At 54.9% G+C, this 17,738-nt stretch carries 16 protein-coding genes; 6 read left to right on the forward strand and 10 right to left on the reverse strand.

What is annotated here, in order from left to right; all coding sequences use genetic code 11:
- On the forward strand, positions 1–185 hold a 185-nt coding region (locus ACWNRM_RS12135; protein ID WP_485171065.1), incomplete at its 5' end, for a hypothetical protein.
- A 220-nt stretch (positions 186–405) separates the two neighbouring features.
- Here ACWNRM_RS12135 and flgH read toward each other — a convergent pair.
- The 7 genes from flgH to ACWNRM_RS12170 all read right to left on the reverse strand — a co-directional run bounded on the left by flgH (position 406) and on the right by ACWNRM_RS12170 (position 9,392).
- The gene (gene flgH, locus ACWNRM_RS12140; protein ID WP_485171066.1) at positions 406–1,128 is read right to left on the reverse strand and encodes a flagellar basal body L-ring protein FlgH; all 723 of its coding nucleotides are present in this window, start codon (positions 1,126–1,128) and stop codon (positions 406–408) included.
- Between the two features lie 31 nt (positions 1,129–1,159).
- Positions 1,160–2,155 carry a flagellar basal body P-ring formation chaperone FlgA gene (flgA, locus tag ACWNRM_RS12145; protein WP_485171067.1) on the reverse strand — a complete coding sequence of 332 codons (996 nt, stop codon included), beginning with the start codon at positions 2,153–2,155 and terminating at the stop codon, positions 1,160–1,162.
- A 7-nt stretch (positions 2,156–2,162) separates the two neighbouring features.
- Positions 2,163–2,948 (reverse strand): flagellar basal-body rod protein FlgG, encoded by a 786-nt coding sequence (flgG, locus tag ACWNRM_RS12150; RefSeq protein WP_485171111.1) that lies wholly within the window; start codon positions 2,946–2,948, stop codon positions 2,163–2,165.
- Between the two features lie 281 nt (positions 2,949–3,229).
- A complete protein-coding gene (locus ACWNRM_RS12155) occupies positions 3,230–4,648 on the reverse strand; it encodes a tetratricopeptide repeat protein (RefSeq protein WP_485171068.1) in 1,419 nt (472 codons plus the stop codon).
- Positions 4,648–5,733 (reverse strand): flagellin, encoded by a 1,086-nt coding sequence (locus ACWNRM_RS12160; protein ID WP_485171069.1) that lies wholly within the window; start codon positions 5,731–5,733, stop codon positions 4,648–4,650. The genes ACWNRM_RS12155 and ACWNRM_RS12160 overlap by 1 nt, the downstream gene beginning before the upstream one ends.
- Before the next feature lie 18 nt (positions 5,734–5,751).
- Positions 5,752–7,320 (reverse strand): flagellar hook-associated protein FlgK, encoded by a 1,569-nt coding sequence (gene flgK, locus ACWNRM_RS12165; RefSeq protein WP_485171070.1) that lies wholly within the window; start codon positions 7,318–7,320, stop codon positions 5,752–5,754.
- Positions 7,321–7,733: 413 nt separating this feature from the next.
- Positions 7,734–9,392: a methyl-accepting chemotaxis protein gene (locus ACWNRM_RS12170; protein WP_485171071.1), complete on the reverse strand. Its 1,659-nt coding sequence runs from the start codon at positions 9,390–9,392 to the stop codon at positions 7,734–7,736.
- 528 nt (positions 9,393–9,920) lie between these two features.
- Here ACWNRM_RS12170 and ACWNRM_RS12175 point away from each other — a divergent pair.
- From ACWNRM_RS12175 to ACWNRM_RS12190, 4 genes are all read left to right on the forward strand, one after another.
- Positions 9,921–11,639 (forward strand): flagellar hook-basal body complex protein, encoded by a 1,719-nt coding sequence (locus tag ACWNRM_RS12175; RefSeq protein WP_485171072.1) that lies wholly within the window; start codon positions 9,921–9,923, stop codon positions 11,637–11,639.
- Between the two features lie 165 nt (positions 11,640–11,804).
- A complete protein-coding gene (locus ACWNRM_RS12180) occupies positions 11,805–12,323 on the forward strand; it encodes a flagellar basal body-associated FliL family protein (protein WP_485171073.1) in 519 nt (172 codons plus the stop codon).
- 46 nt (positions 12,324–12,369) lie between these two features.
- A complete protein-coding gene (fliM, locus tag ACWNRM_RS12185; RefSeq protein WP_485171074.1) occupies positions 12,370–13,512 on the forward strand; it encodes a flagellar motor switch protein FliM in 1,143 nt (380 codons plus the stop codon).
- Between the two features lie 48 nt (positions 13,513–13,560).
- Complete coding sequence (locus ACWNRM_RS12190) at positions 13,561–14,163, forward strand: DUF6468 domain-containing protein (protein ID WP_485171075.1); 603 nt, start codon at positions 13,561–13,563, stop codon at positions 14,161–14,163.
- A 489-nt stretch (positions 14,164–14,652) separates the two neighbouring features.
- Here the strand turns inward: ACWNRM_RS12190 and ACWNRM_RS12195 are convergent, their stop codons facing one another.
- From ACWNRM_RS12195 to ACWNRM_RS12205, 3 genes are read right to left on the reverse strand one after another with little or no spacing between them, the layout of a single operon-like run.
- Positions 14,653–15,060, reverse strand: coding sequence for a hypothetical protein (locus ACWNRM_RS12195; RefSeq protein WP_485171076.1), 408 nt, complete (start codon positions 15,058–15,060; stop codon positions 14,653–14,655).
- The gene (locus ACWNRM_RS12200) at positions 15,057–15,428 is read right to left on the reverse strand and encodes a rod-binding protein (protein ID WP_485171077.1); all 372 of its coding nucleotides are present in this window, start codon (positions 15,426–15,428) and stop codon (positions 15,057–15,059) included. Before ACWNRM_RS12200 ends, ACWNRM_RS12195 begins: the two co-directional genes overlap by 4 nt.
- Positions 15,394–16,476 (reverse strand): flagellar basal body P-ring protein FlgI, encoded by a 1,083-nt coding sequence (locus ACWNRM_RS12205; protein WP_485171078.1) that lies wholly within the window; start codon positions 16,474–16,476, stop codon positions 15,394–15,396. The genes ACWNRM_RS12200 and ACWNRM_RS12205 overlap by 35 nt, the downstream gene beginning before the upstream one ends.
- Positions 16,477–16,902: 426 nt before the next feature.
- Between ACWNRM_RS12205 and ACWNRM_RS12210 the strand changes: the two genes are divergently transcribed.
- Positions 16,903–17,736 (forward strand): transglycosylase SLT domain-containing protein, encoded by an 834-nt coding sequence (locus ACWNRM_RS12210; protein ID WP_485171079.1) that lies wholly within the window; start codon positions 16,903–16,905, stop codon positions 17,734–17,736.
- Positions 17,737–17,738 lie beyond the last annotated feature (2 nt).

Here is a 17,738-nt window from a genome sequence, read left to right on the forward strand (position 1 = left end):
AACCGGGCAAGCCGCTCCTCAACGTCAAAGAAACCACACTGCTTCATAGCGCCATTCCCTCAGTCAGAACCGGACGAATGGAATCACAGAGCTGGTTTCAAAACCAGTGGGTTCTTCGAACCCTCCAGCTGGAAATTTCCAACACGAAAATATCGACCATGGTGAGTGAGGGGGGAAGCATATAAATAATGGCCCCTTTCTTGCCCGTTCCTTCCGGTCATCGTTACTTTCTCTGATGCAGTTCGCATGAGCGCCCTGGCGAAAAGCCGGAGGAAACATGGGCAAGATGAAGCGTTGCTCGAGCCAGCCTCGTCGTGGCAGGGGGCTGCGCTACGCGAAAGACACCACATTTCCCAGAATTAAGAAGCCGATAAACCAAAACCTGCCAACAAGCCGGTTGCTTGGTCAGAATGGCAGGACACCATTCATAATCTGCTGTCCCCAGCGCGCATTCTGGACAGTGGTCAGCTGTCCACGACCGCCATACGAAATCCGTGCCTCTGCAATACGATCATGTGTGACGATGTTGTCTTCCGTTATATCCTGGGGTCGAACAACTCCGCTAACCATGAGTTGACGCAATTCACCATTGATGCGGACTTCCTGCCGGGCAACGACAACGAAGTTACCATTGGGCAGTACCTGCGTCACCGTCCCCGCCAGGGCAAGGGTGACAGTCTCATTACGGCGAATGACACCTGCGCCCGTATTTGCAGTCGCACTACTTGTGTCCAGCGCACTGCTACTTGATAGCACCTTACCTTGGGCCCCGAAGAAACTTGGGATCCCGAATGTCTGTGAGCCGCTTCCTGCGACGGTGGTATTGTCGTTGAGTGCCGCATTGTCCGAGATGTTGACGTTGATCGTTATCAGATCGCCAACCTGAGAGGCACGCTGGTCTTTGAAGAAAGCCCGACTTCCTGAGCGCCACAGGCTCCCGACCTCCGTCGGCGGAGGTTGGAGAGGTGGCATCGGCATTGTCACCGGACGATAGTCCGGCGACTGTGTCGGATCAGAAGTGTGGGTCATTCTCGGTGGATGACCAAGTTCCGTTAGATCAGAGAGTGATGTGCAGCCGCCCAGTAGCAGCAGCACGGTCAATGAGCCACGGGAATAAAAGCGCGTCATCGTATTCAGAGCCACCTATCGCCAAGAAACGTCAGGGCGCAGGATTGCGCATAGACGCCGAAAGCCGGCGCATTGTCTTCGGATCGGACGGGACTGGATGACTCGTCAACGCCACTTCCACATTTGACCCATCAGTGACTTTCCCGCTGACAATCATCCCGCTCGACTCATTCAATGCGCGGACCTGCTGTTTGGCACCGGCATCCTCAAGAACCCTTCCAGCAATCGACAATCTGAGCCCTGGAGCTACGTAGGTGATCATGACGGGATCTCCCTTATGCATGATCACAGTGCGCTGCAGGTCCTGCGCAATGACTGCGGAGCCCGCCACGACACCACGGCTGATGGTCTGCCCCTCTACCTCAGCCGGATCGGTGACGGCACGCGACGGCAGATGACCGGAATATGCCTCGTCCACCCTGACATCTGCGGCAGTGACAACGCTTCCTGCCCCCATCGAGTGGTTGTACACAATCACGCGCTGGGTGGCATGGACAACACCCGTCAGCATGAACGAGTCGGTTGCCAGATCTCCTGTAGGGTGGGCACGATAAACAGTGGAAGAAAACCACCCGCTCCGCTGATCCCATTTCACATCAGACAGAACAACCGGTTCGGCCTCATCCGCAGAGACTGTCACAGGATGAAAGTCGTGAAACGTTATTGAGACGGGGCCTTCGCCCAGGTCGGGCAGGTTTTTCCTGACGAGGGAAACGAAATAGTGCTCGTCAAGAATTCTTCCTGCTCTGGTAATCGTCATGAACGAAGAGGAGGATTGGTCCTCCCACTCGACACCATATTGATCGGCTATCGCAATCAGTTGTTGCCCGCTGACATGAATACTCGATCCAGGGGCCGGTCCAAGACCCAGAACCCGGTCCTGCCCTGGCTCAAGACCAGAAAAAATGTCTGAAAGACGAACCATCCCGGACGAGACGATGGACGTATTGCGCAGGGTCGCCGCATATCCTGATATGGAATAGCATATCAGAGATAGCCCTATGAGAGCAATCGTAAGCCCGCGCATATTGGTATCACCGCAGATTGGTCAGGGTTTGCAGCATTTCATTCGAGGCAGTGATCACTTTACTGTTCATCTCATAGGCCCGCTGCGCCGTAATGAGCGCGGTGATTTCGGTCACGACATTAACTGAGGATTCCTCCACAAAACCTTGACGGACCGAACCATATCCCTCACTCTGCGGTGTACTGAGGTTGGCTGTGCCAGATGAGGTTGTTTCGGTGAACAGGTTCTGCCCCATCGCCGTAAGACCATTCTCATTCTGAAATGTCGCGAGCTGCAACTGACCAGCAACCTGGGCCGTAGTCTGACCAGACAGCGTGTACTGTACCTGTCCAGACTGATCGATCGTGATATTCTCCGCATTGTTGGGAACGGAGATATTGGGAGACAGGGGATAGCCGTCCGCAGAGACAATCGTACCGTCTTCCGAGAGCGAGAACGTTCCGTCACGAGTATAGGCATATTCTCCCGATGGGAGGGTTACACGGAAATATCCACGCCCCTCAATGGCAAGATCCAGCGAATTTCCGGTCTGTTCCAGCGTACCCTGCTCGTTGATACGGTATATGCCAGCTGTGCGGACACCAAGACCAACCTGCGCACCTGCAGGAACAAGGTCCCCGGTATCAGAGCTCATCGTCCCGGCACGACGCAGATCCTGATAGATCAGATCCTGAAATTCAGCACGACGACGTTTGTAGCCGGTGGTTGTCATGTTGGCAATATTGTTGGAAATCGTCTCGACATTTGTGGTCTGGGCCTGCATGCCCGTATTCGCAATATCAAGCGATCTCATCATTTCAGGACACCCCTATCAAGAGCACTGCGAAGAGCCTCTTGCATCGACATTATATTTTTTTATCGCAACGAAATATTATTTCGGTTGCGTACAGGACTTCAATATCAGGCGATCTTCGAATTATCTGGCATGCAACATGGAGGCAGCTCGATGCCCCTATGCCGATATATGATGGTTACAGCCTACAATGCTTTGTTGCACAATACGAGACCAGGAATATGAAACTTTTCAAAATTTTCGGATGCCTGCGTCAGCGCGTCTTTTGGGACACGCCTGTCTCATCGGGCTGAGACGGGCGTGTGAGCATGCCTCGCCTCAAGAAGAGCCGTGAGATCGTCTGTGAGCAAGGCAACAGGCCCTTCCCAGTCGAGGGGCTGCTTTTGCTGATAAAGGCGTATCGACTCATACCACGGTGAATCACGTCGCCCCGAGAGCCAACGCCAGCATTGATCATAGCGTGAAAGAAGCCATGTGGGCTTCCCCAGCCCAGCCGATACATGCGCAGTCGATGTGTCGACAGCGATAACGAGATCCAGCGTGTCTATCAACGCAGCCGTATCATCAAAACTGGCGATGTGCCTCGTGTGATCCGCAAGACGCATCCCTTCAGGCGGATTTGCCGCCTGCGCTGCGCGTTCCCCTATCTGCAGGCTATAGAACCTGAGCGTCTCGAAGCGTCTGGCGACATGCCCTAACGGTGCCAGATCCTGCAGATTCATGGAGCGGCGATGGTCAGCAAGAAATGCTGCCTGAACTTCGGGATGCGGTGCGCCCGCCCATACAAGCCCCACACGAAAGGTATCGTGCCGGTCATCAGCATCCCCGGCCCGAAGCCGCTCGCGCCACAGGGCGGCCTTTATCGAGTCAGGCCGCAGATATCTGCCGGGAACAGGGATCGTCTCGAGCGTTATCCCGAGCACGTGAGGCAAGCTGAGAACCGGACATTCGAGATCGTGCTCGGGGAGGATATCGTCTTCCGACAGGACAGTGATTTCAGGGAAACTACGCTCCAGAAGCGAGACGAGCTCCGGCCTCACACGCAGAATGACCTGTCCGACCTTTTGCGCCGCAAGCGGAGCCAATCGGGAAAACTGCAAGACGTCTCCAAATCCGCCTTCGGTGAAAACCATCAGCGTTTTGTGAGGCGCCAGCTCTCCACCCCAGCGAGGCACACTACTTTGCCCGCCAGAAGCACGCAGCGCTGTCCAGCGATGCTCATACTCGCGAAAGCCTTCAGCATAATCGCCACTTTGAAGCAGCGAGACGGCGCGGTTGGTCCGGCTGTATACATTCTCCTGGTTCATCTGGACAGCGGCATCATGAAAACCGCGCGCCAGTGCATGATCGCCGCGATGATCAAGAGCTACGCCCATGTTACTGAGCGCCAGAGCATGTGAAGGCTCGAGGCGGAGACTGTTGCGATAGCAGGCGATTGCGTTTTCGTACTGGCTTAGATGTAAAAAACTGTTTCCTATATTGGACCACGCGTCGGGGAGACCAGGATCAAGCGCAACGGAACGGCTCAATAACGCGAGGGCATCCGAAAACCGGTTTTGCAAGTTGAGCAGGCCGCCGTAATTGCTCAGGGTGCGCGCGTCATCGGGAGATGCCTGAAGGCGGATTTCGTATGCTTTCGCCGCTGACACATAATCACCAGCCAGCTGAAGCGCCTCTGCGCTGCCTTCCGGATGGGTCATCAGAGATAATCCGCCAGTGTCATGCCCTTCATGTTTGAAATAAGGATATACGAGGCACTCAGGCTGGCTTTGATATTCGCTGCATTGGTCGCGACTGTCGCCATATCAGCATTTCGCGAATCGCCTAGCTGGCTTTCGAGCATTGTGGAAAGTCCAGTCAGCATTGTCGATTGCGAGGTCAGGCTGTTTTGCGTTGCGCCCACAGCGCCTTCCTCTTCGGTCAGCTGGCTAATTGTCGTGCCGAGCGACGTATAGATCTGCTTTGCGAGATCGGAAAATCCTGGCGTGTTGGACGACATCCCGTTCATTGCCGATACTGCCATAAGGTCTCGCATCAGATCCCTGATCGGCGATCCGGTGGACGTATTGTTCGACGAGGAGGTCATGGATGACTGAGTCGCAACGATACCGAAACTTGTTGTGGTGTTGGTCCCACTCATCACGCTGCGTTGATTGTCAGCAGCCTGAGCCGGAGATACGGAAAGTGTCGACGAAAATACGGATACGGCCTGATCGGTTGACCCCGCCAGAGAGGTCGCACTGGCAAGAACAGACTCCGCATTGGATGCGTTGAGAGACTGAACGCTCGCCGCAATCTGCTGAGCCAAGCTGCTTGATGACAGGGAAGCGCTCCCTTTTATGGGTGCTGTGTTGCTGTCAGTGCCCGCAAATACGTAATTTGCACCATCGCTCGTATTAAGCACTGTCTTAAGATCACCAAGGGCACTCATTGCCGATGAGGCGGCGGCAGCAACCTGACTGGATGTTGCCGTGCCTGAGATACCAAGCAGATTAGTGGAAAGTGTCTGCGCCATCGAAACAAGTTGATTGAGACCGGTGGCCGTGACCGACAACGTGTTCTGAGCGTTGGTGATATTGGATTGCCATGCCTGCACCTGAGTAATTTTGGGAGTGAGGCTGAGCGCCGCGGAACGGGATGTCCCCAGATCGGCATAAGTCGACCCGATGATACCTGTGCTGCTCTGCCACGTTGCGGTCTCCTGCTGCGAAGTCAGGGTCTTTACACTCGCCTCAAGAATGAGCGAGAGAGCCGATCCACCGTACTGACCTACCGCATTGCTCATGACCAATCTCCGGACCGATTACTGGATTGCCGATAACAGCGCATTGAACATGGTCTGCACCGTGGAAATGATCTTCGCGTTCGCCGTATAGGCATTTTGCAGCGCAACGGTCTTGGCCATTTCGTCATTGACGTTGACGCCCGAAACGTCTGCCACTTTGGTCTGCAGAAGCGTGAGAACGGCGCTGCTAGACGTGACACCCGCACTCATGGAAGCGATGGTAGCGCCCTGATTGGACGTAAGGGCGGTCGATAACGCGAGTAGTCCCTGATTACCTGCATATCCCGTCGAGATCGACCCACCTGGACCGAGATTGCTGGACGGCGCAGAAAGACTCCCGCTTACGTCTTCGGCATCCGAGCCAAAGGTGGTGGAAAGGACATTGCTGATGGTGGTTGTGACACCTGTGTTGGTGCTCCCATCACTATTCGTGGTGGTGGTGAGCGCCGACGGCGTCTTGGTATAGGTACTGTTGACACTCAGGCTGGCAGATAGCCCAACAATTCCCTGAGGCACCGGTTTACTGAGGTCACTGCCCTGAATCGAACTCGTCGCGTTGGCGTCAGAGCCGGTAACGAACAGAGGCAATCCTGCGCTGCTAAAACGATTCATTACCGTGTAGGAGAACGAATCGAGCTGCGCCTGCATCTGAGGGTAAGTGCTATCGCGTAGGGTCAGATTACCGCCAAGGCTCCCCCCTGTCAGACTCGTTGTAATATCCTGGCCAGCGAGAGTAATTGCCGGAATGGAAGAGTTCGTGTTCTGCGCACTGTAGTATGAACTGCTCGACAGTGTAGCACTCGAAGTCGAGAGAGGCCACGTGCTGCTGGGTAGCGTCTGGGTGCTATCATCCAGACCCATCTGATCAGGTCTGGTTGGCAACTGCGTTCCGTCTGCGGTGCGCACCGTCATATCGCCGTTCGCACTGGTGGTGAAGGACACGCTCAGATTGGAAGACAGGTCCGACATCACGCCCAAACGCTGATTTTCCAGATCGGTGGTACCCTGCCCGAGACTTTTGAATTTCATGATCTGCTTCGACAGGGCACCAATCTGTGTCAGGTCGGAGTTGATGGAGGACACATCGGAAACCGCACCATCAGCCGCCGCCTGTCGCTGCGAAGCATAGGCCGAGGCAAGAGTCTGCACGGTTGTCACCAAGGCAGAGGCCTTGCTGAGGACTGCACTCTGGGAGACGCTCTGGGTAGGAGTGGACGTCAGGGAAATCAGGGCACTTTGCAAATTGCCGAGCTGGTCTGAAAGGCTAGAAGTACTCCCGGAATCCTGAGAGGTAGATCCTTGCACGGAGGAGACGGCAGCCAGCGAATTGCTCATCACTGTGTAGGACGAGGCCTGGGCATTTTGCTGATAAAGCGATGATTGAAGCGCTTGATTGATCGCAAGCTGGGTATTTCCAAGCCTGACCCCTGTACCATACCCCGCAGCCACTGAAGACAGCGTCGCAGCCGTCTCTTTCACGTAGCCAGTGGTATTTGCGTTCGCGACATTGTTTGCCGTCACAGCATACTGGGCCTCGATAACACTGAGGCTACCCGTGGCGATAGAAAGGGAGGCCAAGAGGTTCATGCAATTCCGTTCAGCAAGAGAATGCCGCAGTCACCCACGACGGGCTTCAACACGCCACCCCGATGAAAAAGGGGAAACCAGCACGGACAGACCTAGAGACAAATAGTTTCGCAAAAGTTTCCAACCATCTCTGACGGTACGTGGGAAATAGCGCGAGAGGATACATACTTTCCGCCGATACGGCGGCTCTGGCTCTGGAAATTTGGCGCCACGAGAAGCTGGCACATCCGGGATAAAAAAGGCTGTAGCCACGCAAGAGCTCGGCCTCGGGGAACCGCACCCGCCCCCTGCATCAGGTAAGCCGATGCAGGGTGGTGCACACAATCCAGGTCTACTGCGCAGACCGGGCCACGCATCGTGAAAAATGGCACGGACTAAATACCTAGCCAAATGGCTGTAACTGGCCCGACACCCTAGACAACCTCGCTCAACGTGAACTCATCAACAAGCCCCTTGAGACGCCCCGCCTCGACACCGAGACTATTGGCCGCCGCAGTTGCCTCTTCGACCATTGCGGCATTCTGCTGGGTTACACGATCCAGTTGACCCACAGCCTGGTTGACCTGCCCCAGCCCCTCCGCCTGGTCTTCGGATCCCAAGGCGATTTCCGACAGAAGGCCGTCAATTCCGGATATACGTTCGACAATCCCACCCAGCGCAGATCCGGCATCCGTGATCAGCTTTGCGCCACGGTCAACGTGCGTCGTACTCTCTGAAATGAGGAGACGTATCTCCTGAGAGGCCTTCGCAGAACGTTCCGCCAACGCGCGCACTTCTGTAGCCACCACGGAGAACCCACGACCCGCCTCACCCGCGCGGGCGGCCTCGACGGCAGCGTTCAAGGCAAGCAAATTGGTCTGGAAGGCAATCTGTTCGATCATCCCGGTGATCTGCGAGATTGCCTTCGACGCCTCACGCATACGCTCCATGGCATCGATCGCTCCATCCACGATTTGGGTCGCCGCCAGTGCATCGACTCTCATTGATGAAGCTGAACAGGCCGCTGCCTTGGCGCTTTCCGCCCCTTTTGATACGCGCGCAGTAATCTGGTTGAGCGTAACGGCGGTGCGCTCGAGATTACCCGCCTGCATCTCCGTCCTGCGAGCGAGATCATTGGAGGCAACGACGATCTCATTGGCTCCGTTCGCGACCGTGCCCACCGAGGCCGCAACACCGCCGAGCGTCATGTCCAGCTTTGAGATTGCCCTGTTGAAATCTTCGCGGAGCTTCTCGTATGTGGGATCGATCTCGCCATTAAGGCGAAAACCGAGGATGTTATCGGCCAGTCGCGCCAGACCCTTACCAACGTCATCAATGGCCTTTACCCGTCCCGTGATGACTGTCGCGAATTTGACGACCTTGACCACCTCGCCTTTGATATCAAAAATCGGGTTATAGGAAGCCTGCAGCCACACCGGCTCCCCACGGCTATCGAGACGCTTGCATTCGAGCGGCACATATTCCCCTGTGCGCAGCTTATTCCAGAACGCGTTGTATTCCGGGGTGGAAGCCATATCCGACCCGACAAAGATCGCATGGTTGCGCCCGACAAGATCTGGCAGTGAATAGCCCATAGCTGCGAGAAAATTGGGATTCGCATGCAAGATGGTGCCGTCGGGCGCAAATTCGATAACAGCCTGAGCACGGGAGATCGCGTCGAGCTTGCCCGCTGTGTCAGCCCTGAGGGCCGCAGCCTCTGTCACTACAGCTGCCACCTTGACGATTTTATAGACCCGACCTGTAACGTCCCTGACCGGATTATAGCTCGCCTGCAGCAAAACCTCGGAACCGCTCTTTGCCAGTCTTATGCATTCCTGCGTGCAGGATTTTCCTTCAGATAGCCCGCGCCAGAATCCCGCATATTCCGCACTTGCCGCATAGGTATCGTCAATGAACAGGCGATGATGGCGCCCTACGATCTCATCGAGCCGATAACCCATTGCCTCGCAGAAATTCTGATTGGCCTCGAGGATCATGCCGCTCACATCGAATTCGATGAAAGCCAGTGCACGATCAAGCGCATTCATCTTGGCTTTGGCATCTGCCCAGCCACCAGGCCACGACTTAAACATCGATTTTTCACTCCGGAGATTGCCTGAAGAGTACTGGAGACGAGGGCAGATAGACACTCACAAAGCCGGAGTATACTAACGCCGCGCCACGAGCGCTGATTGTCAGAACCACCCCTATTTTGCGCCGGATCCATGCCGGCCCCTCATATAATTGTGAAAATAGTTAACGAAACGTTTTTATCCGACGCCTGCGGCTTTTGTCTCAATTTTGTCATTCGGCATTTAGCTTCCCGTTCTCGCACCGGAAAAAACACTTTACCGCATTACGATATCGTAAGCTACCATCCAGATAAACATCGTAACAAAGCTTGCGTTTCCACCAACACATGCTACCCATAACCAAGCTGGGATTCAGCTCGTTTCGGGATACTCCTGTTTGCCGCAGGCGCGGTGAGAGGCAAATTTCGATCCGGTCAACTCATCGCGCATTTTTATGTCGTCTCGTTCATTCAACATTCGGACTCTTCGTATACCATGCCCATGCGGCAAGCGAAGCAGCTCGTGGCATATAAGGTCGAGGACACTCTGATGTCAGTATTTAACGCGCTCACGACGGCCGTCAGCGGAATAAACGCGCAGTCAACGGCATTTACAAATCTCAGCAATAATATCGCAAACAGTCAGACCGTGGGCTACAAAGCCGATACGACTTCGTTCCAGAACTTCGTTGCCGGCTCTATGATTGGCAGTACGGCCTCGGCCGATGTCTCGGACTCCGTATCCGCTATCACGGTGCAGCATGTCGATAATCAGGGTACACCGACCACCAGCAGCAACAGTCTTGCCTCGGCTATTTCTGGGAATGGGCTATTCGTCGTCTCCAAGGCGAACGGTGCAGGCAATGCGAGCACAACGCAATTTTCAGATCAGAGTTACTACACGCGCAACGGTGAATTCTCGCAAAATAACCAAGGTTATCTTGTCAATACCAGCGGTTATTATCTCGACGGATATATGGTCGATCCGTCGTCCGGACAGCTTGGCACAAGTGTGACGCAGATCAATGTTGGCAATATCACTTACCGTCAGCCACAGACGAGCAAGCTCACGCTGACAGCTACTGTGGGCACAATGCCTGCAAATTCGGCGAGTTATACTAAAAATAATGCCCAGACATACACGACTGCACCCGTGACAGTTTATGATGCGAACGCGACACAGCATCATGTGGCACTCAACTGGTCCCAAAGCACCACAAATCCCCTCGTCTGGACTGCCAGCGCTTATGACGCAGATGGAACGGGCGCCATCAATCAGGCGGATAACACCTATAACGTCACCTTCAACAGCAACGGCACTCTGGCCAGCGTGACGGATTCGACGGGTGCTACAGTTGGCTCGACCACCACTGGCGCGGCTGTAACGCTCCCCATCACAGCGTCTTATGGAACGAATACCTCTCAGTCGATTAGCCTGTCACTGGGCACCATTGGTGGCACCAGCGGAACGATCATGGCACAATCGACGGGCACTGCGAGCAAGAGCGCAGTCTCGAGCCTGACGCTTGATCAGAATACTCCGACACTCACTGAGGACAGCTCTCAAATCGGTACGGCCACCGGCTCGAACCAGAGCTATATGACGTCGCCGGTTGATGTCGGGGGTACGCCCGTATCGCTTCGGTGGGCTCAGACATCTGCTTCGCCGCCAACCTGGAACGTGTCGGCCATCAACTCCTCTACCGGCGCTGCGCTGAGCTCGACGAGTTCGATCACCTTTAATGCGAACGGCACGGCAAATTCACCCCCGACGACTCTTGCCGCCACGATCAACGGGCAGGCCTATACGGTGAAGCTGCCAGACATGACCAGCACAACGAGCCCCCTGCTTTCGACTTCGAGCTCGCTTGGACAGGACACGACAGCTCTCACATCCGACGCTGTAGCCGCTGGCACCTATCAGGGCGTTCAGATACAGAGCGACGGATCGGTCATGGCGCAGTTCAGCAACGGGGCATCCCAACTTGCGGGCAAGATTGCGCTTGCCAATTTCGCCAATGTCAACGGATTGAACGCGGTAGACGGGCAAGCGTACACCGCTACCGCAGCGTCTGGTAACCCCGCTGTCGGCACTGTTGGCGCCAACGGGACCGGAACACTCTCCGTAGGTTACACAGAGTCTTCAACCACAAATCTCACAAGCGACCTTTCTGCCCTGATCGTCGCTCAGGAAGCGTATTCAGCCAATACCAAGGTCATCACCACTGCAGACACTCTGCTGCAGGCTACCATTGCCATGAAGCAATAATATAAAAAGACGATTTCCCGGGCAGCAGTCTGATGCTGCCCGTTGAAACAAGGCGGCCTCGCAGGAGGATGCTCCTCCTATGGCGCCCTAGAAATTTCCGTCCGCGCATGAATGGCGCATTAATCAAACTACAATCACTGCCAGAAGAACGTGAGCGAAAGATAAATGAGTGAATCCCGCCTGAACGATGATCTCGACATCAACGTTGTCGATGACGATCGGCTTGGGATGAAGGCTCAACCTAGAAAGAAACGCCTCATTCTCGTGGCAACATCACTGATCCTGCTCACTTTAATCGCCGGCACAGGCTATCTTGCAATCCATAAGGGGTGGTTTTCATCAACGAAGCAGGCAGCAGAGGCTGCTGACCCGTCCACTACCCAAAACACCATCCTGGCGGTACCATCCATCATCTCGAGCCTCGATAATGGTGAAAATCGACCCGTCTATGTGAAGATGACAACGCGTGTGGAGATTGCAGGAACTCAGAATGAGGCCTCGCTGAGGCGGTATATTCCCCAGATCCAGGATATATTTCAGACCTATCTGCACGAGACGCGCCCTCAGGAGATAAGGGGGAACGGGGTGTACAGGTTGCGTGAAACTCTTCTGAGGCGGCTTAGAATTGAGATAGCGCCCCTCAAGATCACCAATTTTTATATTACCGAATTCCTCATACAGTGAGACCGGTTGAGATAAACATCGGTCCTTTCGATGCAGGCAGAGTTTCATGATGTCGCCTAGTGAACACCATATCCCGCCCATACCTGATGCCTGGGCCGACCCCAAGGTCGAGAGCGAGAATGACCCCTTTTCCGGCAACGCCTCCGAGCCTTTTCAGGCGGAGGAAACGCTGAACCAGATGCTCGACCAGTCGGAGATTGACAATCTCCTTGGCGGCGCATTCAGCGACCTGCCTGAACGGCACGAGACAGGAATGGAGCGTGTGATCAGGGCCGGCTTTGTCGCTTACGAGCGCATGCCGATGCTCGAGATCGTGCTTGACCGTCTGGTCCGCCTCCTCACAACGGGCCTTCGGAATTTCACGAATGACAATGTCGAAATTACCACAGAATACACGCGCTCCATGTGTTTCGGCGACTACGTCAACAGCGTGCCGTCATCCTCGCTGTTTTGCGTCTTCAAGGCTGTCCAATGGGAGAATTACGGTCTTCTCGTAATCGATTCCGCGCTGGCCTACTCCATAATCGATATTCTCATGGGTGGCCCGCGTGGGAAGGGTCATTCAGGCACTGAGGGGCGGCCTCACACCGCGATAGAGCGCACTCTGATCGAAAAGCTCATGAACCTGACCCTGCGGGAATTGTCGGTCGCGTTCAGCCCAGTATGCGAGATCGACCTTATCTTCGAACGGCTTGAAGTAAGCTCACGCTTTGCGGCGATCGCTCGTGCTTCAAATGCTGTCGTGACATCGAAGATGCATATCGATATGGAGGACCGGACCGGCAATATGGATCTTGTCATCCCTTATGCAACCCTCGAACCTGTGCGAGATCTGCTCTCCCAGCAGTTCATGGGGGAGCGATTCGGCCGTGATTCGGTTTGGGAAAACCATCTTATTTCCGAAATTATGGAAACCAATGCCGAAATCCTGGCTGTGCTTGAGGAGCAGACCGTCAGCCTTTCGACATTGCTCACCATGAAGCCAGGTATGCGGCTCGTATTTCCCCACAAGGTGAAAAACACCCTTCCTGTGACGCTGCAGTGTAATCAGACGACCCTCTTCGAGGGACATCTGGGGCAATCAGGAGGGAAAGCAGCCGTGAAGATCGATCATCGGCTTGTGCCCGAGGATAGCCCGCATATACACAGCCCGAGTGAGGACACCACTGACTTCGAGACTATGGACTGACATCCTGCAAAACAAGGGTGGCGATAGATAACGGAGGATCGAGAGAGAATGCTCGCCCAAATTCAGGTATTCATAGAAGCGGCACTCTCGGTTCTGCTGCTGTTGGGCATCGCCTATAACTTTCACATCAGCAAGACGCTATCGGCTTTGAAGAGCGACAAAGCAAGTCTCGTCAAACTTATCGAAAAGCTCGAGACCAGTATCAAAAATGCGCATGATGGTGTTGAAAAGCTGCGTGTCGCGGGTCAAGTCAGCGGCCGACCGCTGAGCCGCACGATCGAGCAAGCCAAGATCGTCGGGGGTGAACTGGATACGCTTGTGGACAAGGCCGATTCGAAGGCTGAGCAGCTTAGCGTTCTGACACGAAAAGCGGAATCCAGTGAGCAATCCCTGGGAAAACTTCTGGATGATGTGTCAGACGTCAAACTGGATATGCTTCGACAGTCAGAGTCACCTATCCTGCAAGACGATCCGGAAAATACCGAAGCTCCCCTTCCGGATAACCACACCTTAACGAAGGCTCCCATTCCCGAACCAGAGCGACACGAGCAACGCCCGGCCGTCACGCCCGTGGTTACCGAGGCCCGCAAGCCGGTGCCAGAAGGTCATCATGCTCGCAAACGTATGGGCAGCAAGTTTCTCGGCGAGTAGAGAACCGAGCCGTTTCTACCATGCAGCCCCGGTTACATATCGGGGCTGGGTAGCCCCGGGGTCTGCAAGGCTGGACCAGGCACTCCAGTCCCAGACGCTTGTATCGCGTCGATTTTCAGCAGCCATCGCTGCAATCGAAGGAACATTCTTGATGGGCAAGTGCTGATTTCGAACAACAGGAGTCGAATTCAAGAGATAAACGAACGCCACGTCCGATCCCATGTAAACACAGCCGCATCCGATCGGGTCTGCGTAGAGATAAATGGGGCCGCCAGGAGCAGGCCGATAGGTCATCACACCAGGCGGGAGCGAATTCATCATTGCGTATCGTGCAGTTGTATCTGCGGGATGGGCTATAAACCCCGCATCCGCTATCCGTTTACCCATGGTGAGATACGGCTTTGCTGGAGACTGACATGCAGTCAACGCCAAGCTTATAAACAGACCTGTCGACCTCGCCAATCCAACGCGCATACGGTCTTTCAACTCTCAGATTTCACTGTGAAGGGTCAAGGCAGCGCTCTCTGTCGTCGGTGTGACGTAGTGACCTGACGGACTGTATGCCTGCGTGATTTCTTCAACGGGCGCGGCACATATCAATTTCAGGAATTCGGTTTGAACCACTGACATATGTTCGAGCAAAGCCTGGTTCTCCGCAACAAGCGCGATCAGGTCCCCCATGGTCGGCAGCAGAGCTGTTTTATCGCCCCCCTGCTCTTCAAATTGAGCCAGTGCCTGCTCCATTTTTGACAGTAATTTCGTTTTGTCCGCGAGCAGTAACTCAATCTGTTCAGGCTTTCCCTGACGGAGCTGTTCGTTTTCTGCTTTCAGCAGGGCCATAAGCCGCGATGCCGCTTTTGTGACGGGTGAGGTCTGGTCTGAGCGCATACCGATCATGTTTCCTCGTGTTCCTGCATCGCAAGTATTTGTCGATACACACTGTCGGCAATACCGATCCCGCCATTATTGGCTATCTGCTTTCCCATCTCCAGCACTTGCAAGGAACGGAATTGCTTTTCAGCCGCGCCTCCACCAAATTCGTTGTCTGAGATGTCTGCAGTGTCGAACATGGGCTGAAGCAACTCACCCAGCGTGAGGCCCTCAAAAGATCTCGCTGTTTCGCGTGCCTTGTCAGCTTTTGCGGTTCGGGCAGCCTCCTGCGCTTTAGCCAATGTCTCATTCTGTGCAGCAGAGAGAGAAGAGAGTGTTGCAGGCGTTAAAGCCGTCATGTCATCGAACCTCCAGATCCGCTTGGAGAGCGCCATCGGCCTTGATAGCCTGCAAGATACTGATCATGTCGCGCGGCCCCATTCCCAAGGCGTTCAGCCCGGCAACAAGGCTCGCGAGCGTGGGACCTTCACGAAGGATACCCAATCGGTGAGAACTGTCTGTACTGGCATCGATCTGCGTTCGAGGCACGATCGCCGTCGTCCCATTCGAAAATGGTGCAGGCTGGGCAATCAACGGAGTTTCCGTCACCTGGATCGTAAGGTTGCCTTGCGCAATGGCAACCGTGCTGATGCGCACATTATCGCCCATCACGATGGTCCCGCTTGCCTCATCCACAATGACTTTGGCCATCGTATCCGGTTCGATCATAAGATCGCCGATCCGATAGAGAAGCGAGGGCGCATCTCGCCCGGCCATATTGACTGAAACCGTGCGCGGATCATCCATTTTGGCCGTGCCATATCCGAGAGAACGGTTGATGGCATTGACGATCCTGTTTGCCGTCGTGAAATTCGGATTTCGCAAGGAGAGATGAATCAACCCGCCTCTGCCCAGGGAGACCGGCACCTCGCGCTCAACAACTGCGCCATTGGCGATATGCCCTGTCGTTGGAATATTGCGGGTAGCCGAGGCCGCCGCTCCTCCGACTGAGAAAGCATTCGTGACGAGGGAGCCCTGCGCCACAGCGTAGACCTCACCGTCTGCTGCCTGGAGCGGCGTCACCAGCAACGTGCCTCCCGCAAGGTCACGGGCGTCGCCCACTGCCGATACCGTAACATCGATATGCCCACCCCCGTGAGAGAAAGGAGGCAAAGTCGCGGTCACCATGACTGCGGCAACATCGTGAGTCTGTAACTGCACTTCTCGATCGCGGATATTCACTCCAAGACGATTGAGCATGCTGATGAGGGTTTCGCGAGTGAAGATCGTGTTTGTCAGCCGGTCGCCCGTTCCTCGCAGACCAACAACCAATCCGTATCCGACCAACTGGTTGTCACGCACACCCTCATAATCGACAATATCTTTGACACGTACTGCGGTGGCGTTTGACGCCGGCGCATAACCCCCGATTCCCAGGCTCATGCAAAAAAGGAGCGTCTTTATCAGGCAGCCAAACGTCTTTTTCCTGTTACGACAATGCATCGTATGATCGTCCAGCCCAGTTCCCGGTGTGACGCAAAGTGCGTATCGAAATGTCTTTATCAAATGGATGAGCCTGCATCATCGATAGCAATCGTGTACGACAGGCGCCAGCAACGACACCCTACGACACAGGCCCGTCACTTACAACCACAACAAGGTTAACGCTTTCCAACAGACAGACGGTTTCACACCGGCATTGTTGCAAAAGCGATAATGATTGTCATAACGCCTGCTTATCCTGTAACGGGAAGACCCTTGATATTGATCTATGCCGCACCACGGCGAACCGTAATCCCGCTGTCACATACACGCCGATGAAAGACTGCCATGGATTTCGCTGTGAGGCATAACGGACTCATCATTTTCATGAAATCACGCCTATCGAAATCAGCCAGCGCGTCTCTCGCAATACTGGGTTTCAGCGTTGTTCTCGCTCCCGTGCCGGCCCTGTCTCAGACGATGGAAGCCGAGCGCTGCCGTATAGCCTCCAGCCAGGCTGAAAAAGTCCTCCGCATTCCCGAAGGTTTCTTATATGCCATCAGTCGGGTCGAGAGCGGCAAGACCGACGCGCAGGGGCGACTGTCATCCTGGCCGTGGACAATAATGGCCAATGGCGTTGGCCATTATTACGATTCCAAACAGGACGCCGTCACGGCGGCAACCGAATTTCGCAATGCGGGTATTATGTCGATCGACGTCGGGTGCTTGCAGGTCAACCTGCAACAGCATCCGGATGCTTTCCATTCACTTGATGAGGCGTTCGACCCAACCTCGAATGCTCTCTATGCCGGGCGTTTTCTTAACCAGATGCACGACAAGATGGGAAGTTGGCCGCGTGCGGCGGCGGCCTATCATTCCCAGACCCCAGGGCTCGGAGCCCCGTATCAATGGAAGGTGCTCGAAACCTGGGCCATACCTGATGACGAACGGATAGGCCCGTCAGGGGACGTTAAACACCCGCCTCAGCGTAAGGGCGCGATTGATTTGGCGGCGCCACGAAGCCAGTCTCCTTACGGCGATACAATCGTTGCTGATGCGCGTGAGGGAACACAGCCTGCTGTGAGGGCATTTCATCCTTTCCAGGGTTTCAGTCATTTCACCCAACCTGCCCCTCATCATTCAGGCATGAGCGGCATGAGAGGACGCAGCCTCGCATCATACCGAAGCAGCCCTACGCAATTGGCACGACCAACAGGCTGAAA

The sequence above is a fragment of the Asaia sp. A2 genome (assembly GCF_057319415.1).